Origin of the sequence: Pseudomonas sp. MWU15-20650 (genome assembly GCF_023242475.1) — a bacterium.
Classification (GTDB): Bacteria; Pseudomonadota; Gammaproteobacteria; order Pseudomonadales; family Pseudomonadaceae; genus Aquipseudomonas.
Map to the genome: position 1 here is coordinate 201,085 of NZ_JALJFG010000004.1, position 21,841 is coordinate 222,925.

The window sequence follows — 21,841 nt, forward strand, 5'->3', positions numbered from 1 at the left end:
GCGTTTTTACATTCTCCGGGCCAAGCGCGGACAATGACCGAATCATTGCGAGCAGCCCATCGAGTGCTCAAGGTCGCGCGCGCTGGCGGACCTTGAACAAGCCGACGGGATCAGACGCGAACACGTGGCCGAGGGGCTGCAATATCGGCCGACAATGCTCCAGCCGGTTTCACCCCTGGGTCAGATCAACCAACGGCGTCTGCCGCACCTCAGTCTCCCGCCCATCCTGAATCTCGCTCACCTGCTTCAAGGCCTTATCCACCGCCGCCTTATCCGTCAACAAGCTGTAGCTGATGCGGAACTGCTTGTGTTCCTTGGAGCCAATTGTCGGTACCAGGTTCAGTGGCCGCTGATAACGGCGGTTGTAGGAAAAACTTGTGCCCGGCTCCAGCCCCGTGACATAGCCCTGGCCTGGGGTATCGGTGTTTTTCCACAGGGAAAACACGGGCAGTGTCTGGGTATTGAAGCCGACCGAAACGCCCAGGCTGCCGGCCTTGTTATGCAACACGGTCAAGGTATCGCCCTTGGCATCGGCATACGGCACCACGTTGTAAACCGTTTCGTCGTAGTCCTTGGTCGGTGCGCGGTAGGTTTGCCAGTCGGCCAGTTCGCCCTTGGCCTTGTCGTTGAACGGCGACACCTGTTTTACCGGCGCGGCGAAACGAGCGCCCTGCTCCAGGAACGGGGTGCTGAAGTTGCTGTGATACAGCGCCTGGTATTCCTTCGGATAGTCGCCGTTGTTGGTCAGGGTGTCGTTGAGGGTGAACACGACGCTGCCAGGTTCGGTGGCCAGTTCGGTCGCGACCGAGAAGTCGACCTTCTTGAACGCCTGCTCTTTCAGTTCGCCGCGTAGGGTGATGGCGTACGGTGGTTTTTCATCGATATGCAGGGTGACTTTGTTCGCAGGAATGTTGGCGGCCCGACCGTGCAGGGTCAGCAGTTCGCCGTTGTCGATGCCGGGGTGACCGACCCATTCGTATCCGCAGCGGGTGACCAGCTCATTGAAACCTTCCAACCAGCCCAGACCACCGCGGCTATTGAGTTCGATGAAGGACGGATTGACCACTTCCTTGACCGGAGAATCCCAGCCCATGCGCACATTGCCGACCGAGGCCTGCAAGACGTTCATTCCGCGAGTCGGCACTACCGAGAGTTTCATCGTGCCGTTATCGATGTCGACGATGCTGACGCCCTCCTGCCGACCGCCGTGCAGAGTGCGCAGGGCAACGCTGAAGGGTTTGTCGGTTTTTATTCCGAGTTGCTGGCTGGTGATCTGCCAGCTCTGCGCGGCTTTGTCGGTGTCGAGCAGAACGTAATCCCAGGCCATGGCGTGAGAAGCAGCGGACAGTGCGCTGAGGGCAACAAAGAGTTTGAGCGGGGTCATGGCGGCAGCCTTTCTTGGAGTTTTGCCATTTTTATAAACTTGATGAAACGTTTCAGCAAGCTAAAAAATCGACCCAACGCCGACGAGGCTGACAACGAACGCTGGACAAACACGGTAATGTCGCTGATGGCCGATACCAGCCCTTTGCAGCAAACCACTTCCCTGCAATACCCCTCTACTCCCCGACCCTGCGCACCAACCCCTCAAACAACTCCCCCTTCGGCATCATACTTACCGCAATCCCCGCCCCCTCAAACCACTCCCGCCCCGCCTCCGGGTGCGGTCCGCTCAGTACCACCACGCCCTGTTTATACCTATACCGCGCCGCCGCCACGTCGCCGTTCTGGTATGTCGCGAGCACGTTGTAGGGCGAAGCGGCGTCCGCCTTGGGAAAGTACGGGCCGTCCTGGTAAAACACGGTGTCCGGTTTCCCCTCCCACGTCACCCGCACGGCCGCGTCGGCAATACCTGGCACTTCAAACCCGGGCCGGCCCGCTTCGGTGTCGAGGTCGTGGGGGATCAACCCAAGGTTGCTGTGATCTGCCAGGTAAGCGCCCATGCACAACCCCAGGTAGCGCCCGCCTTTGGCGACGTATTCACGAATGGCTTGCGCGCGTGCATCGCCCAGGCTCGCGAGGGCGGCGGGGATGTCTTGGCCGCCGCCGGGCTGAACGTAGAGGTCGTAGCGCGCGAGGGTTTGCGGGGTGATGTCGATCGACTCATCCACGCCGACAAAGTCGATCTGGTAGGTCGGGCTCACGTGCTGCAATGCCCGTTTGACGCTTTCAGAACAGTCGTCGCAACCCGCCGGGCCACGGTAGATGGCGACATGGGTGATGGGCGTTGCGGCTTGCACCGAGGCGGCTTGCAGTGTGGCCAGCGCAAAAAATGTAGCCGTGAGGGTGGGACGGTTCATGGTTGCAGGCTCATCGCACGGGGAGTGGGGGCTGATCCAGACTTGCCGTTCAAAGCCTATCCCGAATGACGGTTTGAACCCGTTAATAGTTGTAAATCCCCGGTGGTCGCGTCCGCGTATCGGCGCTTAGCCATCAAGGCGGCGCAGCTAATCAATAACATTGCATTGAAGGTTCGCTTGAGGATTACTGTAGGCCACGCCTCACCTCGAGACCGCCCGCCATGTTCGAACTCACCGCCCTCGTCACCTACATTGCCGTTGTGATCGGCCTTTTTCTGATCCCGGGCCCTTCGGTACTGCTGGTGCTCACCCGCACCCTTCAAGGTGGTCGCAAGGTCGGGATCGCCACCGGGCTGGGTGTCGCCTCAGGCGATCTGGTCCATACGCTGTGCGCGGCCTTGGGTTTGTCGGCGATTCTGATGACGTCGGCGGCGGCGTTTAATGTGGTGAAGTGGGTAGGCGCAGCTTATTTGATCTACTTGGGCGTGCGCGCATTCATGGCTAAATCCGGCACCCACGGGCGGCTGGAGTTGCCCGCGGTCACGCCGCGCCAGGCGTTTTTCCAGGCGGTGGGTGCTGAGGTGCTGAACCCGAAGACGGCGATTTTTTTCCTCGCGTTCCTGCCGCAATTCGTCCACCCGGAATCGGGTTCGTCGTTGGTGCAGTTCGCGGTGTTGGGTTTGATCTTTTCCGGCCTCAGTGCGGTTTACACCAGCCTGCTGGCGGTCGCGATTCGCCCATTAAGTCGGGGGTTCAAGGGGCTTTCCAAGTGGCGTCGGTGGGAAGGGAAAATCATCGGCACGCTGTTTATGGGGCTGGGGCTTAAAATAGCCTTCCAACAGCGATAGGCTGATGTCACATACCGTTCTAATGGAGTTGCGCCCTTTAATGTCTTCAACCCAACGTGACAACGCCCGCCTCGAACGCCGCCTGATCACCACGCTTACCGACGCCTGCGAAACCGCCAAAGCCGAAATACCGGGCTTCGACTGGCTGACCCACACCGTGGACTACGCCGCCTTCGCGCAAAGCCTGCGGGTGACCTGGGTGTTCGACACACGCGCCAATAAAGACCACGCCCTGGCCAGCGGCGCCGGCCAACGCATGGAAGAACTGACAGCAGCTGCACTGTGCGACGCGGATGTAGCCCCGGTGAACATGGAGCGCTGCATACGCTTCGACTCGGAAGAAGCATGCAACGCCCAGCATGGTGGCGATTGGCGCCGACGCCTGGCCGGCGTAAGCGCCGCTCAGGCAGGCAAAAAACCTCGCTGACCAATGCCCATCGCGGCATAGGTCTCTACACCCCTTTTGAAGGCAACCCTATCCCCCACAGTGATAGTGTTCCTTCTTAACTGACTGGCTTGCCACACCTACCCTGGCAACCCCACCTGCAACGCCAACCCCACCCACTCCTTACGCTGCAACGAAGGCTCCAGCACCGCCACACCCGCTTGCCACCGGACCGGCTGCAAACGGCTGATCTTGCCCTGGCTGCCCGGGGCTTGCGCGAGCAGGTAGCTCTTGCCATCGCAGATGCTGATCGCGTTCAACACCCAGTCGTCGCCCTGCCCCGACAGCCAGCGGCCGATCATGGGGTGGTGCCGGTGAATCAGCGCTGCGGCATCCCACACAGTCATTTGTGCGAACACCTGGGGCAGGTTGTCGGTGGCCGCCATGCGCTTCATGTCGGCTGCCAGGGCGGCGGTCAAATCAGACTCGATGGCCGCCTGGCACTCGGTGAAGTACTGCGCGGGCCAATTGGCCGCCAATGTCGCTCGGCGGGCGAGCACGTCGTAGGCTCGCCGGTCGGCTGGGGTGGTCATTTGCCCGCGGAAGTTGAGGGTGTTGTCCAGGATTGCGGTGGCCAGTAGGGCGGCGCTGTGCTCGCTGATCCGTGGCAGCAGGCCAGCAGCTTCCCAGCGCAGAAACACCAGGGTCGCCGCCGCCCCTATCGGGCGAATCTCGGCGGTGGGGCCGAGTCGCTGTGCCCAGTAGGTTTCGAAACCGGGATGGTGATCGATCACCTCCACCACGCGGTCGAGCGCCACAACCGGGTCGACATGGTGGTGATCAGAGACATCCACCAGCACAAACTCATCCCCGGCACCGGGCCGGTAGTCGTCCAATGCGCACGGCCAGCCCAGCACGGTGCGGGGGATGCTGAAATTGAGCGGTGCACTGCTGACGGCGCGAGCCTGTATGCCTTGGTGATTCAACAGCTCGGCGTAGGCGATGCAGCAGGCGTAGGCATCGATGTCGAGGTAGGCAGCCCCCGAGGTGACGACCCGTGAGCAAGCAGACATGACCTTCCTTTAAATCCATTTTATGGAATAAAACAGTGAGTTAATTCAGTGGCACAGGTTAGTGCCGAACCACACTCGCACGCCTTTATGAAGAACAGATGACAGCCCGTGGCGGGCGACGGCATGTGCGAAGAATGCAGCTTGGGGGGGGCACGCCGGCCCCCCTCAACCCGATTATTTCGCGAACGCGTATTCCCCACCCTGCTCCACCGCCTTGCGATAAGCCGGGCGCGCCTGAAAGCGCTGTACCCACGCCGCCAGGTTCGGGTAAGCCTGCAACTTGCCCTGCGCCTTGGCGATCTCGCCGATAAAGCTCATCTGGATATCGGCACCGCTCAACTCATCACCCACCAGGTACGGCGTGTCTGCCAGCACGTCATTCAGATAGCCCAGGTAGTTGGCCACTTCCGACTCGATACGCGGATGCAACGGCGCGCCCGCTTCACCCAGGCGGCCGACGTAGAGGTTGAGCATCAACGGCAACATGGCCGAGCCTTCGGCGAAGTGCAGCCATTGCACGTATTTGTCATAGGTGGCCGTGGCGGGATCGGGTTGCAGGCGGCCTTTGCCATGGCGGCGGATCAGGTAGTCAATGATCGCTGCGGACTCGATCAACACCTGGCTGCCATCTTCGATGACCGGGGACTTGCCCAGTGGGTTGATGGCTTTGAGTTCAGGCGGGGCGAGGTTGGTTTTCGGGTCGCGCTGGTAGCGCTTGATTTCGTAAGGCAGGCCGAGTTCTTCGAGCAACCAGAGGATGCGTTGCGAGCGTGAGTTGTTGAGGTGGTGGACGGTGATCATGTGGGTGCTCCGATGGGCGAAACGTTGAGGTGTGTAAGAGCAGACTACGCGACTGGCGTGGAGTGCCATGAATATAGGCTGTCGAGCGTTTGAGCCGGGCGCAGCTCACCCCAAGCGAAACCGCGCCGTATTGTCACTCAATGCCCGGCTGCCTTGGCTCAAGGTGTCCGCCGCCTGGTTCACCGCACGTGCGCCATCGAGCAAGCGCCCTGCCGCCTGGTCTACCTGCTGGATGTTGCCGCTGACCTCATCCGCCGTCGCCGCTTGCTCTTCCACCGCCGCCGCAATCTGTGCCAGCGTGTCGGTGACGTTTTGCACCGCACCGGCGATCTCGCCGAGCCGCGTGCCCAAGCCCGTGACGGACTCGGCATCGGTCAGCGCCTGGTCGCACGCGGCGCTCATCAGCGTGACCGCCTGGCTGACCGTCGCGCGCAGGCTGTCCACCGTGCCGGCAATTTGCGCGGTCGACGCCTGGGTGCGTTGCGACAGGCTGCGCACTTCATCGGCCACCACGGCAAAACCACGGCCTTGCTCGCCTGCACGGGCGGCTTCGATAGCGGCATTGAGCGCCAGCAAGTTGGTCTGTTCGGCGATCCCACGAATGGTGTCGACCACCGATTGAATCTGTTGCCCCTGTTGGCTGACCTGTTCCAGGGCGTTGGCGGTGTCGGTCAGGCGCAGGTTGAGCTGCTGGATACTCGCCGTGGTGCGCTGGCTGTCACGGCTGCTGTCTTCGGCGATACGCCGGGTGTGCTGGGCGCTGTCGGAAGCCTGCTCACAACTCCTGGCGACGCCCATGGACGTGGCGGCCAATTGGGTCGCGGCAGCGGCGATCTGGCTGATCTGTTGTTGCTGGTCTTCGACCTCGGTGAGGGTGCTGCTCGATTGTGTATTGAGGGTCAGCACGGTGGACCCGAGTTGCTGGGTTTCGTGATTAACGCCGAGCAAGCTGGTGCGCAGTTGCACCACGGCGACGTTGAGCGCGGTGCTGATCACCGCCAGTTCGTCGCGCCCTTGCACCGCCACTTCGACGCACAGGTTGCCGTCGCGCAACGACTCGGCCAGGGTGGTGATGCCGCTGGCGCTGCGACGGATCGAGGCTTGCAGGCATATGAACAAGTACAACGCCGCCAGCGCCAGCAGGCTGAACGTCGCCGCCACTGGCAGGAAGTGCTGCAGCGAACGCTCACGGTAGTAGCCCAGGCGTGCATCCAGCGCGCTCAGCGACTGGCTGCGCAACGCACCCAACGCGCCGAGGATGGTGTCGACACTTTGATCGAACGCTGTGGTGTCGAGTTTGATGGTGCCGCCGAACACGCCGTCATCCAGCACTTTGAGTTCGTTATCCAACCGTTGCAGGCTGCCGTCATAGCGTGTTGCCCACGGTTCAAGGTCCGGGTAGGACTTGGCCTTGAGCGAGGCGGCGGCCTTGACCAGTTGGTCCCGCGCATCGCCGATACGGCTGCGCAGGTCGCGCATCTGCAAACGGCTCTGCAAGGTGAGCTGCCCGGAGGCGATGGAAGACTCACCGACACTGGCCGTGCGGCCGATACGCTCGATCAGGTCCGGTGTGTGCTGGCTGGCAATCTGCATCAGCAGGTAGGTTTCCAGCCAGGGGTCGAGGATCAGGCCGGCGTCGAGGGTGATCTGCTCACGCAGGGTTTGCATCGCGGTCAGGGCAGTGGTGAAGCGGTCGTAGCCGTCTGGCCACCAGCCCACGCTGCGCAAGGACTGGGTGTCCATGCCCTTGACCGTCGCCTGCAGTGCGTCGAAGCGCGCCAGGGTGTCGGCGCTGGCGTTCTGGGCCTTGAGTGCCTCGCCCAAGGCTTGCAGGCTTTGCAGGAGCAGCGGGTTACCGGCATCGACCTTGTCCATCGCGGCCTGGGCAGCGGGCGTGGGCGTGTGCTGGATGTCCAGGGCTTTCCAGCGTGCGGCCAGGTTGCGTTGGGCAGTCAATTGGCTGTCGAGCAGGTCCAGGGCCAACAGTTGGCGCACGCCGGACTGCTCACTGGAAATCACCGCCAGCTTGTCGCGATAGTCCTGCCCGATCATCCATAGGCTACCGACCAGGGGCAGCATGAACAGCAGGAACAGCACCTGGAACTTGCGCGCAAAACCGAAACGTCCGAGCAGGCGGATACCGGGTGATAAAAGTCTTTGCATGCCCCACAACTCCCCTGAACAACCCTAGAAGCAAAATGCCATGTCTTTGATTAAACAGGGCCAAGCAAGATACGGGCCGTGGGTCACAGGCCCGGAACAGGCGGCTTGGCAAAGGCTCGGCAGGGTGGTGTGCGCGAAAATGGGGCGAAAGCACTCAGGTTGGAAACGGACCTGTCACCGCCGGGGACAGTGGCTCACTCAGTGGGGGCATTGGCCAACATGTACCGGCTGAAATGATTGATGTGATCGTCCAGATTATCCTCGAGCATCATTCGGTACTGGTCGCAGAAATACTTCAACATCGCCTCCCGCGCATCGGCCATTTCTGCACCGGACTTGAAGTTGCGCGCGCTGGCCCAGGCATTGAAGCGCGTAGTGCCGAACATCATGGAGGCGCTGACCTCGCCGAGGTTTTCGCACGCCTTGAGCTGCTCGTTCGACAGTTCGATATGTGCATCAGCACGGTCGTAAAAAGCTTGGTCGGTGGTGTCGGCCATGGCAGGGTTCCCGGGTGAATAAATGATGGCTGCTATTGAAGCATATCCGGCAGCCGCAAAATCAAGGTCGCCAGTACCACCGTCATCGAAGCCTCGCTGAAGCTCGACATCGCCCACACTAGGCCTGTGGTAGTTTCGAGACAGCCAGCAACGCGGTAATCCACTTTGCCTGCTGCGCGATCTCCTGCACCTTGTCTTGCGGCACCGCCTGCCGGGCCAGTTCGAAGCTGGCCAGCGTCTTGTGCTTCTGGCGCAACAGGCGCTGCCACTTGGCCAGGAACTCCGGGCTGCGGGCCTGCATTTGCAGTGGGCCAAAGTACAGTTGCTCGGCGCTGTAGGTCACGGCCTCGGCGCGCTCGGCGACAATGATTTCGTAATAGAAACGGTTTTCCCGCAGCAGCTCTTCACACACGATCCGGTAACCGTTGTCCATCAGCCATTGGCGCAACGGCTGCTCGCCGCCGTTGGGTTGCAGGATCAAGCGTTCACGCCCGCTCAGGCACGCCTTGCCGCGGTCGAGGATGTCGCGGATCGTCTCGCCGCCCATGCCGCACAGGCTGACAGCGGTAATCGCGTCAGCCGCCTCGATGGCCGCCAACCCATCGGCCAGGCGCACGCTGATGTGCGGCTCCAGGCCGTTTTCGCGCACGGTGCGGCTGGCTGCGTGAAACGGCGTAGTCGCCACCTCACCCGCCACCGCCGATGCGATCACGCCACGGCGCATCAACGCCACCGGCAGGTAGCCGTGGTCCGAGCCGATGTCTGCCAGGCGTGCGCCGGCCGGCACATGCGCGGCCACGCGCTCCAGGCGCATGGACAAAGTGTGTTCGTTCAACGGTTGTTCCTTATCACCACAAAAAGTCAGCGCCGCCGCAGGGCGGCGCACCGTGTCATGCCCCGGAAAATCGATCGCGGCTGTTGGTCAGGTGCAGCACCATGGCCGCGCGTGCGGCGTCCGGGTCCTGGCGTTTGATCGCGTTAAGGATCGCCTCATGTTCCAGGTTCGCCAGTTGCCCCAGTTGGGCAAAGTCCGCACCGCCACGCTCGGCGCCCTTGACCTGGGTGCGCGGGATCATCGCATTGCCCAGGTGCAGCATGATCTCAGTGAAAAATGTATTGCCGGTGGCTTCGGCGATCAGTTGGTGAAAGCGCTTGTCCTCCTCCACGCAGCTGTCGTTGTTGGCCAGCGAAGCCTGATAGTCGTCCAGCGCTTGGCGCATCCCGGCCAACTGCGCGTCAGTCCTGCGCTGCGCGGCCAGGGCCACGGCTTGCACTTCCAGGCCCAGGCGCAGCTCGAGCATGTTGCGCACGCTGGCAACCGTGTCGACATGCAGGCGCAAGCCAGGCTGGGCGTGCTGCGCCAGCACAAACGTGCCGATACCGTGACGCGTCTCTACCAGCCCCGACGCCTGCAGCTTGGACAACGCTTCACGCACCACCGTACGGCTGACCCCGTGCTCAAGCACGATGGTGGATTCGGAGGGCAGTTTTTCACCCGGCTTGAGTTGCCCCAGCAGGATGCGTTGGCTCAGCGCTTCGACCACACCTTGGGCCAGGTTAGTGGAGCGTTTACGCACAGGGTTGGCGCTTTCAATAGGCATCGCTACGGGTCCACGGGGTTGGGCTGAGCGGAGCTTAACACCCTGCCCGCAGGTGATGCCGGGTTGATACGAAAAACCCTCAACTTGTATGACAAGTAATCAAGGCCAACTTTCACCTGAACGTATCCCTACCGCGTGGGCGCTACACCACGGGCTTCAAAAACCACTACAAACCCCAACATACATAGGATAAATAACCAAAACACTGCCTCACCCGTCACCCTTATAAGAACAAATACACCCCGCACTGCATTGCGGATCTCAGAATTCAACTTGTATGATGTCTGGCAACAAAACACACAAACCCGCATAAAAATAATCAGGGGGAGTTTTTCAATGCTGAAGCCTTCAAGCCAGGTCTCTGCCGCGCCAGAGGTTGATTCAGTCCTCACGCGCGCCGTGAGCAAAGTGAAGAGCCATGTGCTCCCACTGTTCGTGATCATGTTCATCCTCAACTACATCGACCGGGTCAATATCGGCTTCGTGCGCACGCACATGGAGCATGACCTGGGCATCGGCGCGGCGGCCTACGGCCTGGGTGCCGGGTTGTTCTTCATCGGCTACGCCCTCTTCGAGGTGCCTTCCAACCTGCTGCTGCAAAAAGTCGGCGCGCGTATCTGGCTGACCCGCATCATGTTCACCTGGGGCATCGTTGCCACCCTGATGGCGTTCATCCAGAACGAAACCCAGTTCTACATCCTGCGTTTTTTGCTGGGTGTGGCCGAAGCAGGCTTTTTCCCCGGGGTGATCTACTATTTCACCCGCTGGCTGCCTGGCGTGGAGCGCGGCAAAGCCATCGCGATCTTCCTCAGTGGTTCGGCGGTGGCGTCACTGATCTCCGGCCCGTTGTCGGGTGCGCTGTTGCAGATCGAAGGGTTTGGCTTCCATGGCTGGCAATGGATGTTTGCCCTCGAAGGCTTGGCTTCCGTCGCCCTGGGGTTCTTTGTGTGGTTCTGGCTGGACTCCAAGCCCCATGACGCCCAGTGGATGACCCGCGAAGAACAGGACGCGCTGGTGGGCGCCATCGATGAGGAACAGCGCGCGCGTGAAGCCCTGACCACGGTCAAGCCGACGCTCGGCAAGCTGCTCAAAGACCGTCAGATCCTGCTGTTTTGCGCCCTGTATTTCTGCATCCAACTGACGATCTACGCCGCGACGTTCTGGCTGCCGAGCATCATCAAGAAGATGGGCGACCTGAGTGATGTACAGGTCGGCTTTTTCAACTCCATCCCTTGGCTGATTTCGATCATCGCCATGTACGCCTTCGCTTCGCTGTCAGGCAAGTTCAAGTTCCAGCAAGCCTGGGTCGCCGCCGCCCTGTTGATTGCCGCCGTCGGGATGTTCATGTCCACCACGGGTGGGCCGATCTTCGCCTTTGTGGCCATCTGCTTTGCGGCCATCGGTTTCAAATCCGCTTCATCGCTGTTCTGGCCGATTCCCCAGGGCTACCTGGACGTGCGCATCGCCGCCGCCGTGATCGCGCTGATCAACTCCATCGGCAACCTGGGTGGCTTTGTGGCGCCGACTACGTTTGGCTTCCTGGAGCAAACCACCGGCTCGATCCAGGGCGGCCTCTATGGCCTGGCGGGCACGTCGGTGCTGGCGGCGATCCTGGTGTTCTTCGCCAAGACCTCGCCCTCAGCCGCGCTGACCTCGCCCAGCGTGGTGCCCACGGGCACGGCCATCAGCAAACCTCTTTGAGACTCTTTAGGAACGTGCCATGAAGACTTCCACCTCCCCTGTGGTCACCCACTTTCACGTCATCCCCGTGGCCGGCCACGACAGCATGCTGATGAACCTGAGCGGCGCCCACGGGCCGTTCTTTACGCGCAATATCGTGATACTCAAGGACAGCTCGGGCAATACCGGCGTGGGTGAAGTACCCGGCGGCGAGCGCATCCGTGAAACCCTGGAAGACGCGCGCAGCCTGGTGATCGGCCAACCGATTGGCCAGTACCAGCGCACCCTCAACCAAATGCGCACCACCTTTGCCTCGCGCGACGCCGGCGGGCGCGGCCTGCAAACCTTCGACCTGCGTATCGCCATTCATGCCGTCACCGCCGTGGAAGCGGCCCTGCTCGACCTGCTGGGCCAATTCCTCGACGTACCGGTGGCGGCATTGCTCGGCGAAGGCCAACAACGTGACGCCGTGAAAATGCTCGGTTACCTGTTCTACGTGGGAGACCGCTCCGCCACCGACCTGGCCTACCGCCACGAAGCCGACAGCAATGATGAGTGGTTTCGCCTGCGTCACGAACAGGCCATGACCCCCGAGGCCATCGTCCGCCTGGCCGAAGCCGCCCAGGCCAAATACGGCTTCAACGACTTCAAGCTCAAGGGCGGCGTATTGAGTGGCGACGCAGAAATCGAAGCGGTCACCGCGCTGGCCGAACGCTTTCCTCAGGCGCGCATCACCCTCGACCCGAATGGCGCGTGGTCACTGAAAGAAGCCATCCGCCTGTGCCGTGACCAACACCACGTACTCGCCTACGCCGAAGACCCTTGCGGGGCAGAAAACGGCTACTCGGGCCGCGAAGTCATGGCCGAATTCCGCCGCGCCACCGGCCTCAAGACGGCCACTAACATGATCGCCACCGACTGGCGCGAAATGGGCCACGCGATCCAACTGCAATCGGTCGACATCCCCCTCGCCGACCCGCACTTCTGGACGATGCAGGGCTCGGTACGGGTGGCGCAGATGTGCAACGACTGGGGCCTGACCTGGGGTTCTCACTCCAACAACCACTTCGACATTTCCCTGGCGATGTTCACCCAAGTGGCCGCCGCCGCACCGGGCGACATCACCGCTATCGATACCCACTGGATCTGGCAGGACGGCCAGCGCCTGACCCAGGAGCCGCTGAAAATCGAAGGCGGTTATGTGAAGGTACCGGCCAAGCCTGGCCTGGGTGTGGAGATCGATATGGACGCCGTGGCCAACGCCCATGAGCTGTACAAAGGCATGGGGCTGGGCGCGCGGGATGACAGTGTGGCGATGCAGTTTTTGATTCCGGGTTGGCGCTTTGATAACAAACGGCCTTGCCTGGTGCGGTAAAATTTGCGTCTGACGCAGAAAATCCGATGCCCAGACAGGCATCGGATTTTATTTCATAAAGCCAACAGTCAGATCATAAGCCTAGCGGTTTGACATCAGACACGTCTGCCAGATGCCTCTTGGCGCTACTGCCGATTGGCGGCTTCGAGATCCGCCTCATCCTGCGCCAGACCAGAGAGATGAGTGCCGTTGATCATCGGCCCATAACGGCGGCTGAATTCCCAGTTGTAGGGCACATGGTCTTTGTTGATCCCGTTGTCCCAATTCACCGACCAGGTCATCAGGCCCTTGATCGACAATCCTTTGTCGTACAAACGCTTGAATGCATGGGTCACGGCGGTGGGGTTGATCACATAACCGGTGGCGGCCGCGTCGACGTTGGCGGGTAGGCCAATGACGAACTTGTCTGCCGGGATTTTGGTAAACCCGCGTGTCCCGCTCACCAGACTTTCGGTCAGGTAAAACAGAAAATCCTCTTTCATCGCGTCGTTGTTCTGGGCAATCCAGGCGCCGTTGCCGTTGTTGACCTCCTGCACCCAGATCCCGTCGCCTCCCTGGTTGTAATACTGCGGGGCGATGAAGTCGTAATAGCCCTCCAGCGCCTGGATGTAACCGATGTATTTGCCGGCAGTGGTCAGGTACGGAAACTCCGGCGCCATGCTGATGATGAAGTGTTTGCCTTGACCGGCGTAGTGGTCCTTGACCCGCTTCAACGCGGCGGGCAGGACAGTCTTGTTGTCGGCGAAATCAATCGCGCTCTGTTCAAGATCGATGTCCAGGCCATCAAAGCCATAGGTTTCCACCAGGCGGATGATCTCGTTGGCCAGTGGCTGTTCGTTGCCCTTATGCAGTTCGATGTGCGCATCGGCGCCGCCAAGGGAAATCAGCACCGCCCTGCCCTGGCTGTTCAGCACGCCCACTTGGCGACGGAACTCGGCGTCGGAGAGGTTATATGGCTTGAAGGTCGGGATACCGTTGCCTTTCATGAAGGCCACGGCCACCACGTTGTAATCCCTGGGTACGTCCTCCAGGCTCATGTTGGCGAACTGGCCACGCTGGTAGCCGTCGCTCGGGCCGGCAGGCCAGTTGTGCCAGAAGCCCATGAGGATCTTTTTGCCGGCAATGCTCGGCATCAGCGAAGCGGCATCGCTCAGCGGCGATTTGAGTAAGGTAAAGTCAATCTTTGACATGTTCTAATCCTTCAGAACGTGTGGGTTTGACGGCGCGGGCTTATTTGAAGTCCACGTCGAAGGCTTGGTAGAAGGCGTTGCCGGTGTTGGCGACGATCCACATCAATACGATCACATGCTGGCCCTTTTTGTTGGCCGGCAGTTTCACTTCATGATTGACCTTGGCCTTCAGTTCGCCTGCATGGCTGTAGTACGGCACCTGGGTATAGAAGTCTTCGGCGAACGGCTGGGTTTCCAGCTGTGCACGGGTGATGCGCTGTTTCGGATCCCAGCCATCCTTGGTGATCAGCCAACGGTAGCCACGGGTCGTGTGCGCCGCGGTGTATTCCCAGGTGACCTTGAAGGTCTGGCCCGGGTCGACATTGAGCAGCGGCCAGGTGAAGGCGCGGTTGAGTTTCTTGGCCATTTCTTCGTGGGTGAAGTTGACGCAGTCACGGGCATCGGCCTTGCCGCCACTGAGGATGAAGCCGTCGGCTGGTGGGGTGACGCTGTCACTGTCGGTTTGATAAGGCGCTGGGAACGGACCGGCAATCAGTGCCGGGAAGTTCTTGCCGCCTTCCATTTCATTGACCTGCCAGGTAGCCAAAAGGCCGAGATCCACGGCGACCGAGCCACGGCTGGCAGGGGACGTGACACGACCATGGCGAAGAGGTGTCTGGGTTTGTGGTTTGTTCATTTGTAACTCCATTGATATTGATTAAGAACTCTCCTTTCTTGACGGAGAGGACTTCAAACTAACGGAGTCGCTTTTTTTTTCCACAGGCCCGTTTTTCACTCATTGCCTTCTCATGAGTGCAAAAACCTGAAAATACTGGATATAAAACCAGTATTCTGGAAATAGCCTACGTCACTAGAGGTAAATTTCCTACAGGCCCCGACGCAAACGACCACGGTTTCTCGCGTAAATGGCCTTATCCCGTTCGTAAGGAATGGCGCTCTGGATGTGGTGAGGCAGGGCAAAAGGGGGCGTATCTCTTTTCGATCAAAGAGCCGCTGAAAATCGAAGGCGGCTACGTGAAGGTACCTGGCAAGCCGTATTGCCAGTCAGCAACCGGTAAACCATGGCGAGGGTGCTTGCTCCCGTTGGACTGCGTAGCCGTCCCAGGCTTTGTAAACCAAGAGCGGGCTGGTCGCTGCGACGTGACGCTATCTAGATCAGGGTTTGCCGGTGACGGCCGTTTTTTAACGGCGGAGGCTGCAGCGGCCCTGGGTGCAAGACGATGAGTGGACGTTTTCTGTTGGATCGTTAATTGGAAATAACCGTCCGGTTTCTTCCGCTAGATTTGGCGATATAGAGCGCTTTATCAGCAATGTCTACCAGGTTTTCAGTCGTCCCGGTCGTTGAGGCGGATAATGCACCGATGCCCACGCTGATAGTCACTACTCCAATAGGAGACTCATTGTGTTTAATTGCACGTTGCTCTAATTCGATACGGATTTTTTCGGCGATCGGGAAAGCGCCAACATAATCTGTGCCTGGAAGAACGATGGCGAATTCTTCGCCTCCGTACCGTGCAGCAAGATCATCTGTTCGGGTCACATGCTTTTTGATGATGGCACTCACGACCCTCAGGCATTCATCCCCTTGTACGTGACCGTAATGGTCATTGTACTTTTTAAAATAATCGACATCTATCATGATTAATGCCGTGTCATCTAATTTTCTTCGTGTTCTACTGACTTCAGCACTAATGAAAAAATCAAATTGCCGGCGATTGAATAGGCCCGTCAATCCATCTTTGAGAGCCAGTGCGCCGAGGGTTTTATTGGCTTCGATATAGATGGCCTGAGAAATCTGCAGTTCTTTTTGTGCCTGCATTTGCCGACTCATCAGCTTTATGAGTCGGTACCCAAGAAGGCTCAGTATCACGAGTAATATGGATGACACAAGCAAACTGGCGAGTGATTCATTACGCCAGTCAGCAAGTATTTCACTTCTATCAAAGGCAGTGATAATGACAAGGGGGTATCCATCAATACGCCGGAAGCTGATGATCCGCTCTACACCATCAACAAATGATTTTATTGTTGCAGTACCCGAATTAACCGCTGGCGTTAATAGGGAAAATGCTTGTCCGCTCGAAATATCGGTACCCACATCAGCGTCACGAAAGGGTTTGCGTACTACAATTCGCCCCGTTGAAGATACAAGGTTGATAATGCCATTGTTTCCCAAGTCTACGTCATCATACAGGCTGAGAAAATAGTTAAGATACAGGGTGGCTATCGTGACACCTGCAAAGCTACCATCAGGATGATTGATTCGCTTTGATACGGTTATGATCCATTCGTTTGTTGAGCGACTCAATATCGATGGACCAATAAACGTGGCCGGGTCGGCGTGGTCGCGGTGGTAAATGAAGTAGTCACGATCGGAGTTGTTTGCGCCAGCGGGGATTATGCCGTTTGAGTTAAACAGCCAGCGCCCCTGCTCATCATAAATAAAGAAACCGTGAATGTGAGGTAGGCGCTTTTGTTGTATTTTTAGAATATCCCCTAGTTTTTTTAAATTCTCCGCACCGGTTCCTTCAGCTTCCAGTCGCTCCTTAACCCCTAAAATCACGGTATCTGCTTGAGTGAGCGTGGCCGATATACTAGATGACAAGGTCTTGGAAAGATTTGACATCTCTATCTTTTTTTCGTGCAAGTGGTACTCCAGAGAGCTAAAGACTCCCCAGATACTTATTGCTATCAATGAGATACACACGGCCGCGACGAAGAGGACGACATGACCGATTTTGAGCTTGGCACCCGCCCATTCGACGTCAAAAACAGAAGCGATTTTGGTCAACATAAAACCTCTTCCATGTGGCTCGTATAGTGGCGATAAGCATAGTTGATCTTGGCCTGGCTATTGAACGTGCCGACTCAATCGTTTGGCGGTCTGCGCGGTTGTGTTCCGCGAAGAAATCAGACGGGTGAGCGGCTGCTTATGACCGATCATCACGAACCACCGACAGCGCAAAGCACGCCCTCCCCCCACAACCTTTGACGTCCATAACCTATCTACCAAAAACTCAACCCGACGCTAACCTGCACTTCTACAATCACAGCCCCCTATTCCCTGGACCCTCACCATGACGCGTCTTCTGCCCCTGCTACTGTTGCTCCCCGGCCTGGCTTACGCACTCCCGGCCTTGAAAGACACCACGCTCTACACCCACACCGCTCAGGACTGCCACGACGTCGACCTCGCCACCTGGCAGCACCCCACCCGTGCGCTGCTGGAGAGGAACAACTTCCAGCTCGAGCGCATCCAACTGTGCAATGGCGGCCACTACCCGGTTTTCCAGGTACAAGCCCCCTACGACCCACGCGGTCAGACCAAGGATTTTTTCCTGCCGCTGTATGAGCAGATGCGCAAGGCCAACGGTAAATGGCCTTATGCGTTGGTCGACAGTAGCGATGCGGTGGTGGTGTATGTCAGCTACCCGAAAGACGACGAAATCTCGCTGGATTACGAGGGTTTCGAAGCCCCCTAGTCACTCCTTCCGCGCCTTCCAGGGCCTGCCGGAATCCCACAACAACTTGAATAGGCCGCTCAACGTATTCGTTCGCTCAGCGGGTTGATCGCTGGTGCTCGCCAGGGCTTCCCAGATGTCACGTTGTGCTGTTGAGTCGGCAGGGGTTGAGCCGGCTACCGAGGCCGGGGGCCGTTGCGCAATACCATTGACCAGCGTATAGCCGGCCGCCTTGCCTTTTTCGGTGATGCTCCAGACGCCATTGTTGTTGATGACGAGCGGATCGTCTCGATGGATCTTTATGTCCGGGGACCGGGTCATCACGATGTTATCGCTCAGGTTGATGACCGGCACATAGGTGTCGAACTGGCTATCAAGCGGGGTTTGTGTTGCCGCTTCATTAGAGAATTTCGTCACCATCTGTTCGAGAAATTCTAAGTTGCTGGTGTTGCTGAGAGCCCCAAAACCTGGGTCGAGAATGTGGTACAAAAAGCCCCTGTCCACAAGGGTGCTGTTGATAGCAGCACTGCTCAATAGGCGTGAGGCGGTGGCCGCGTCCCGGTCGTTGAAATTGACCGTGAGCTGGCGCCCCTCAGCGTCGTAGTGATGACCGTTGTTGAAGTTGCCACGTAGACGGCCATCATCGTGCTGGCGATAGTTACCCAACTCACGCGCCAAACTATCGACATAGGCCAAATCAGCACCTTGTTCTTGGGCATAAACGTACATCTGCGACAATAGGTTTCGATCATCGTGAGTAAGGAACTCGAAAGGAAGTCGACCGATGTTGGCGACGCTCATGCCCTCAGCACCATTGGCCACGCCAGGCTCTACGCCTGCGAACAGGCGAGCGTTCATAAGTTCACGCCCCATACCGGTTGCAGATACCGTGTGGGTAGGCCCCGGAACAGCGGTTGCTTTCAGCTCCTCCCAGGCGGCACGTCGCTCATTGATAGTGAATGTTCCGCCATCGTCGTGGGCAATCAGGCTGAGTTGATCATGCGCGAGGCCCTTGAACGGGTTGCTGTCAGAGCCGTTGAGGAAACCCGTCGCCTGCCTGGCGCGCGCCCGCAATTGCGGATCATCAGTATCGGGAACTTCGGCGTCGTGTTGCGCCCTGTTGGTGAAGTATCCATTGCCCTTGATCGACTCCATCGAGACCGGTGAAGCTCGATCAAGACGGGTTTCGGCCCGGGTTGCCGCGTCGTTCAGTTGACGAGCGAGAGACGAGACAGTGTTAATGGAGCCGGTGCTGCCCGCCAATAGGGAAGCATCAGTGTTGTGCTCAGCCGAAAGTGCCGACGACGGGCTGGTGGTGTTTGTGGCACTCGCGGCCGAAAGGCTGCTAGGCAACGGTGGATAAGCAGTGATACCAACCATGACTATTCCCCTTGCCTGAGTAGTGGCGGCGCTGCCACTTGAATAACACTCAATAAATACCGGCTATTTATTAAAACGAAAGATGAGTGTGTCGTTGCCTGCCGGACGACTTACCGGCTCACGACTACCCGTTATCGTGTGCCGAATGATGACTTTAGTACCGTTACCGAAGCGCTCGTCATTAAAGGTGCTTACTGTCCCCGACGAGTTGGGTTGAATATCGTCGCAGCCTACGGGTGTCACGCTATTAAACGGAGGGTAAAAGCACAACTGGACCCTCTCGCCAACACTCTGCAGATAGGAGGTCGTATTCCAATCAATACCTTGCAGCTTCCAAGGATGCGTTAATGTGCCTGGCTGAAAGTCCGTACTCAGCAGGTAAAACTGGGCCAATCCAACGCCGCCATTCGATAACACGACGATATTATCGGGTTTTAAAACTTTAGTGACCGTCTCCGCACGGGTCACGTTATTGGCGAAACATGCCGCAATTGCCAATATAACGACGGATGCCTTACGCCCACCTCTATCGACCAAAACCGCCAATAGCTTTTTCATCGTTATCACCCTAGGGTCAATAATCCAGCACTTAGCTCGCAATCAGTAAGATCCACGCCCCAACCCTGCACGAATACTTATCCGATGTAAGCCAGCCACGTCCTAAAAACACTAAGGATCACTCCGTCAGACTTAACAGTAGGCGTTCGTCAGCCCTGTCCTAGTCCCGCCTGCTCTCTACCCAAATCGGCTCTTCCCCGTCATGATGCGGCGATACATCAAGGACGATAAAACCGTGAAAACCATCCTCACCTTCCTGCTCCTGGCCTGCCTGGGCTCCTCTGCACTGGCTGACGACAACCCAATCGGCTTCAAAACCACCACCCTGCTCGACGCGAACAACAACCGCCCGCTGCAACTGGCGGTCTGGTATCCCGCCACCACCACTGCCAGCCCTGTGCTGATCGCCGACGACGAGGTCTTCACCGGCGCCCTGGCCGTGCCCGGAGCGCCACCGGCCGGTGGTGAGCACCCTCTGGTCGTGGTGTCCCATGGTTATGGGGGCAATTGGCGTAATCAGGCGTGGCTGGCCAGCGCCTTGGCGCATCAGGGTTATATCGTGGCGGCGGTCAACCACCCGGGCACTACCAGCAAGGACCGCCGCCCCGCCGCTGCCGCACAGTTATGGCAACGGCCGGCCGACTTGAGCCGCGCGATTGATGCGGTGCTGGCTCAACCTACGCGCTATGGCGCCGTCGCGAACCACCAGATTGCCGCAGTGGGGCATTCCCTCGGCGGCTGGACCGTGATGGAAATCGCCGGCGCCCGTTTCGACCCCGACCTGTTCAACCGGGACTGCGCCGAACACCCCAAGTTAGGCGGTTGCATCGTCTACCAACGGATGAACCCCGCCGGTACGCCCGCTGGCAAGGCTCAACTGGCCGCTGACCTGAGCGACAAGCGCGTCACCGCCGTTGTGTCATTGGACCTGGGCCTGTCGCGCGGCATGACCGATGCCAGCCTGGCGGCGCTGCCCGTGCCCGTACTGGTGATCGCGGGGGGCGCCCCCTCGGAGGATATGCCTGCGGACGTGGAGTCCGCCGACCTGGTCAAGCGTCTGCCCACAGCCTCGACACGCTATGTGGAGATCAGCGACGCCACACACTTCAGCTTTATGATGGGCTGTAAACCCAACGCGGTCGTGTTGATTGAGCAGAGCTCACCGGGCGATGGCATGATTTGCCGGGACGGTGAAGGCGCTCGGCCACGGGCGGTGATTCAGCAGCAAGTGGTGGGGCTGATCAGCGAGTTTCTGAACAGCCCAAGGACGCCGGATCAGAACACAACCGAACGCTGACACACCGACGTCGCCACCACCTTCCCGCGTTTAAGTACCCTCAGCCGCGTCGGCAGATCGAGGATCACATCACTGACCGACTGCGTATCCATCAGCACCAGATCCGCCTCCTTACCCGGCGCCAACCCGTAGTGCTTGAGCCCCAGCGCTTTAGCCGGGTGGGTGGTGAGCATCGACAACACCGTGGCTTGGTCATCCGCCCCACCCAAGTGGCACGCGGGAATGGCCAGTTGCGCAATGTTGAGCAAATCGCCGGTGCCAAACGGGGTAAACGCGTTGCGGATATTGTTGGTGGCCAGGCTGACATTCACGCCACCGTCACGCAGGGCTCGCACCGGCGTCAGCGTGCGGCGCACGTTATGGCCGTCGCCGCGAGCACCGAGGTGCAAGTCGGTGGCCGGCAGGCACATGACGCTGATTCCGGCCTCGCGGATCAAGGCAATGATCTCGCGCTGCTTGTGCGGTGCCACCGCGCCCAGGCTGGTCAAATGGCCGACACACACACGCCCTTGGTAGCCCTCCTCGATGGTCTTGTGCGCCAGGTATTCAATGGTCATGTGTTCGGCGTTGTCGGCAAAGTCCTGATGGAAATCGATGTCCTTGCCGTAACGCTTGGCCAGGCTGAACACGTAGTCGATGTGTTCATGCGCCGAGACATCATTGTAGGGAATACCGCCCACCACATCGGCGCCCTTCTCCATGGCCTCGACCATCATCGCCTGCATGCCCGGTAGTTTCAGGATGCCTTCCTGCGGGAAGGCGACGACCTGAATATCAATGACGTCGCGAAATTTTTCGCGCAGTTCCAGCACCACATCAAAGCCGGTAAAACCTTGTGCCGGGTCGAACTCGGCGTGGGCGCGCACGTGGGTAGTGCCCGACTGCACCAGGGCACGCAGCACTTGGGTGGAGCGCTGCAGAATGTCGTCCCGGGTCAAGGTAGGTTTGAGTTCGGCGGTAACGGCAATCGCTTCTTTCAGGGTGCCGGAGCGATTGGCCTTGCGGTGCATCACATTGGCTTTTTCCAGGTGCAGGTGACCTTCGACAAACCCCGGGATCAGCACCTTGCCGTGGCCCTGGATTTCCTCCCGGGCCTGGGCGGCAATGTTCGGTGCAACCTCGACGATTTTGCCGTTGTGCACCGCCACATCCATCAGCGGTTGAGCGTCGTCGATGCGTACGTTGCGAAAGATCAAGTCCATGAATGCGGCCCTCAAGGTGGTTGCCCTCAA

19 protein-coding genes and 1 pseudogene are annotated in these 21,841 nt (G+C 59.1%); 6 read left to right on the top strand and 14 right to left on the bottom strand.

What is annotated here, in order from left to right; translation table 11 throughout:
• Window positions 1–169 precede the first annotated feature (169 nt).
• Window positions 170–1,384, bottom strand: coding sequence for an aldose 1-epimerase family protein (locus M5B43_RS06170; RefSeq protein ID WP_248749249.1), 1,215 nt, complete (start codon window positions 1,382–1,384; stop codon window positions 170–172).
• 175 nt (window positions 1,385–1,559) lie between these two features.
• Window positions 1,560–2,300, bottom strand: coding sequence for a BPL-N domain-containing protein (locus M5B43_RS06175; RefSeq protein WP_248749250.1), 741 nt, complete (start codon window positions 2,298–2,300; stop codon window positions 1,560–1,562).
• Window positions 2,301–2,521: 221 nt separating this feature from the next.
• Here M5B43_RS06175 and M5B43_RS06180 point away from each other — a divergent pair, with 221 nt between their 5' ends.
• Both M5B43_RS06180 and M5B43_RS06185 read left to right on the top strand, forming a co-directional pair.
• Window positions 2,522–3,148, top strand: coding sequence for a LysE family translocator (locus M5B43_RS06180; protein ID WP_248749251.1), 627 nt, complete (start codon window positions 2,522–2,524; stop codon window positions 3,146–3,148).
• Window positions 3,149–3,188: 40 nt separating this feature from the next.
• On the top strand, window positions 3,189–3,575 hold the full coding sequence (locus M5B43_RS06185; RefSeq protein WP_248749252.1) for a hypothetical protein: 387 nt from the start codon (window positions 3,189–3,191) through the stop codon (window positions 3,573–3,575).
• A 98-nt stretch (window positions 3,576–3,673) separates the two neighbouring features.
• Here the strand turns inward: M5B43_RS06185 and M5B43_RS06190 are convergent, their stop codons facing one another.
• From M5B43_RS06190 to M5B43_RS06215, 6 genes are all read right to left on the bottom strand, one after another.
• A complete protein-coding gene (locus M5B43_RS06190; RefSeq protein WP_248749253.1) occupies window positions 3,674–4,606 on the bottom strand; it encodes a DHH family phosphoesterase in 933 nt (310 codons plus the stop codon).
• A 174-nt stretch (window positions 4,607–4,780) separates the two neighbouring features.
• Complete coding sequence (locus M5B43_RS06195; protein WP_248749254.1) at window positions 4,781–5,407, bottom strand: glutathione S-transferase; 627 nt, start codon at window positions 5,405–5,407, stop codon at window positions 4,781–4,783.
• A gap of 105 nt (window positions 5,408–5,512) precedes the next feature.
• Entirely contained in the window at window positions 5,513–7,570 is a 2,058-nt protein-coding gene (locus tag M5B43_RS06200) for a methyl-accepting chemotaxis protein (protein ID WP_248749255.1), read from the bottom strand.
• A 194-nt stretch (window positions 7,571–7,764) separates the two neighbouring features.
• Window positions 7,765–8,067, bottom strand: coding sequence for a DUF3144 domain-containing protein (locus tag M5B43_RS06205; RefSeq protein ID WP_248749256.1), 303 nt, complete (start codon window positions 8,065–8,067; stop codon window positions 7,765–7,767).
• Window positions 8,068–8,185: 118 nt separating this feature from the next.
• A complete protein-coding gene (locus tag M5B43_RS06210) occupies window positions 8,186–8,902 on the bottom strand; it encodes a tRNA (adenine(22)-N(1))-methyltransferase TrmK (RefSeq protein WP_248749257.1) in 717 nt (238 codons plus the stop codon).
• A 55-nt stretch (window positions 8,903–8,957) separates the two neighbouring features.
• A complete protein-coding gene (locus M5B43_RS06215) occupies window positions 8,958–9,668 on the bottom strand; it encodes a FadR/GntR family transcriptional regulator (protein ID WP_248749258.1) in 711 nt (236 codons plus the stop codon).
• A gap of 336 nt (window positions 9,669–10,004) precedes the next feature.
• Here M5B43_RS06215 and M5B43_RS06220 point away from each other — a divergent pair, with 336 nt between their 5' ends.
• On the top strand, window positions 10,005–11,369 hold the full coding sequence (locus M5B43_RS06220; RefSeq protein WP_248749259.1) for an MFS transporter: 1,365 nt from the start codon (window positions 10,005–10,007) through the stop codon (window positions 11,367–11,369).
• A 19-nt stretch (window positions 11,370–11,388) separates the two neighbouring features.
• Window positions 11,389–12,723: a glucarate dehydratase gene (gene gudD, locus M5B43_RS06225; protein WP_248749260.1), complete on the top strand. Its 1,335-nt coding sequence runs from the start codon at window positions 11,389–11,391 to the stop codon at window positions 12,721–12,723.
• Between the two features lie 188 nt (window positions 12,724–12,911).
• Here the strand turns inward: gudD and M5B43_RS06230 are convergent.
• From M5B43_RS06230 to M5B43_RS06240, 3 genes and pseudogenes are all read right to left on the bottom strand, one after another.
• Window positions 12,912–13,913, bottom strand: a pseudogene (locus tag M5B43_RS06230) (chitinase); the annotation flags it as partial.
• A gap of 40 nt (window positions 13,914–13,953) precedes the next feature.
• A complete protein-coding gene (locus tag M5B43_RS06235; protein ID WP_248749261.1) occupies window positions 13,954–14,589 on the bottom strand; it encodes a lytic polysaccharide monooxygenase auxiliary activity family 9 protein in 636 nt (211 codons plus the stop codon).
• 570 nt (window positions 14,590–15,159) lie between these two features.
• On the bottom strand, window positions 15,160–16,707 hold the full coding sequence (locus M5B43_RS06240) for a sensor domain-containing diguanylate cyclase (protein WP_248749262.1): 1,548 nt from the start codon (window positions 16,705–16,707) through the stop codon (window positions 15,160–15,162).
• Window positions 16,708–16,990: 283 nt separating this feature from the next.
• Here M5B43_RS06240 and M5B43_RS06245 point away from each other — a divergent pair, with 283 nt between their 5' ends.
• Window positions 16,991–17,395 carry a hypothetical protein gene (locus M5B43_RS06245; protein ID WP_248749263.1) on the top strand — a complete coding sequence of 135 codons (405 nt, stop codon included), beginning with the start codon at window positions 16,991–16,993 and terminating at the stop codon, window positions 17,393–17,395.
• Here the strand turns inward: M5B43_RS06245 and M5B43_RS06250 are convergent, their stop codons facing one another.
• Together M5B43_RS06250 and M5B43_RS06255 are read right to left on the bottom strand one after the other, a co-directional pair.
• Window positions 17,396–18,754: a hypothetical protein gene (locus M5B43_RS06250; protein ID WP_248749264.1), complete on the bottom strand. Its 1,359-nt coding sequence runs from the start codon at window positions 18,752–18,754 to the stop codon at window positions 17,396–17,398.
• 63 nt (window positions 18,755–18,817) lie between these two features.
• Window positions 18,818–19,312, bottom strand: a complete 495-nt coding sequence (locus M5B43_RS06255; protein ID WP_248749265.1) for a hypothetical protein — start codon at window positions 19,310–19,312, stop codon at window positions 18,818–18,820.
• 235 nt (window positions 19,313–19,547) lie between these two features.
• Here M5B43_RS06255 and M5B43_RS06260 point away from each other — a divergent pair, with 235 nt between their 5' ends.
• Window positions 19,548–20,609, top strand: coding sequence for an alpha/beta fold hydrolase (locus tag M5B43_RS06260; RefSeq protein WP_248749266.1), 1,062 nt, complete (start codon window positions 19,548–19,550; stop codon window positions 20,607–20,609).
• Here the strand turns inward: M5B43_RS06260 and M5B43_RS06265 are convergent.
• The gene (locus M5B43_RS06265; RefSeq protein WP_248749267.1) at window positions 20,588–21,811 is read right to left on the bottom strand and encodes an amidohydrolase family protein; all 1,224 of its coding nucleotides are present in this window, start codon (window positions 21,809–21,811) and stop codon (window positions 20,588–20,590) included. The genes M5B43_RS06260 and M5B43_RS06265 overlap by 22 nt on opposite strands.
• Between the last annotated feature and the right edge of the window lie 30 nt (window positions 21,812–21,841).

Excerpts from the sequence above, each read along its gene's own strand:
- M5B43_RS06265 (WP_248749267.1), bottom strand. The coding sequence starts at position 21,811 with ATGGACTTGATCTTTCGCAACGTACGCATCGACGACGCTCAACCGCTG.
- M5B43_RS06215 (WP_248749258.1), bottom strand. The coding sequence starts at position 9,668 with ATGCCTATTGAAAGCGCCAACCCTGTGCGTAAACGCTCCACTAACCTG.
- gudD (WP_248749260.1), top strand. The coding sequence starts at position 11,389 with ATGAAGACTTCCACCTCCCCTGTGGTCACCCACTTTCACGTCATCCCC.
- M5B43_RS06195 (WP_248749254.1), bottom strand. The coding sequence starts at position 5,407 with ATGATCACCGTCCACCACCTCAACAACTCACGCTCGCAACGCATCCTC.
- M5B43_RS06180 (WP_248749251.1), top strand. The coding sequence starts at position 2,522 with ATGTTCGAACTCACCGCCCTCGTCACCTACATTGCCGTTGTGATCGGC.
- M5B43_RS06235 (WP_248749261.1), bottom strand. The coding sequence starts at position 14,589 with ATGAACAAACCACAAACCCAGACACCTCTTCGCCATGGTCGTGTCACG.
- M5B43_RS06240 (WP_248749262.1), bottom strand. The coding sequence starts at position 16,707 with ATGTTGACCAAAATCGCTTCTGTTTTTGACGTCGAATGGGCGGGTGCC.
- M5B43_RS06175 (WP_248749250.1), bottom strand. The coding sequence starts at position 2,300 with ATGAACCGTCCCACCCTCACGGCTACATTTTTTGCGCTGGCCACACTG.
- M5B43_RS06220 (WP_248749259.1), top strand. The coding sequence starts at position 10,005 with ATGCTGAAGCCTTCAAGCCAGGTCTCTGCCGCGCCAGAGGTTGATTCA.
- M5B43_RS06205 (WP_248749256.1), bottom strand. The coding sequence starts at position 8,067 with ATGGCCGACACCACCGACCAAGCTTTTTACGACCGTGCTGATGCACAT.
- M5B43_RS06245 (WP_248749263.1), top strand. The coding sequence starts at position 16,991 with ATGACGCGTCTTCTGCCCCTGCTACTGTTGCTCCCCGGCCTGGCTTAC.
- M5B43_RS06185 (WP_248749252.1), top strand. The coding sequence starts at position 3,189 with ATGTCTTCAACCCAACGTGACAACGCCCGCCTCGAACGCCGCCTGATC.
- M5B43_RS06200 (WP_248749255.1), bottom strand. The coding sequence starts at position 7,570 with ATGCAAAGACTTTTATCACCCGGTATCCGCCTGCTCGGACGTTTCGGT.
- M5B43_RS06255 (WP_248749265.1), bottom strand. The coding sequence starts at position 19,312 with ATGAAAAAGCTATTGGCGGTTTTGGTCGATAGAGGTGGGCGTAAGGCA.
- M5B43_RS06250 (WP_248749264.1), bottom strand. The coding sequence starts at position 18,754 with ATGGTTGGTATCACTGCTTATCCACCGTTGCCTAGCAGCCTTTCGGCC.
- M5B43_RS06170 (WP_248749249.1), bottom strand. The coding sequence starts at position 1,384 with ATGACCCCGCTCAAACTCTTTGTTGCCCTCAGCGCACTGTCCGCTGCT.
- M5B43_RS06190 (WP_248749253.1), bottom strand. The coding sequence starts at position 4,606 with ATGTCTGCTTGCTCACGGGTCGTCACCTCGGGGGCTGCCTACCTCGAC.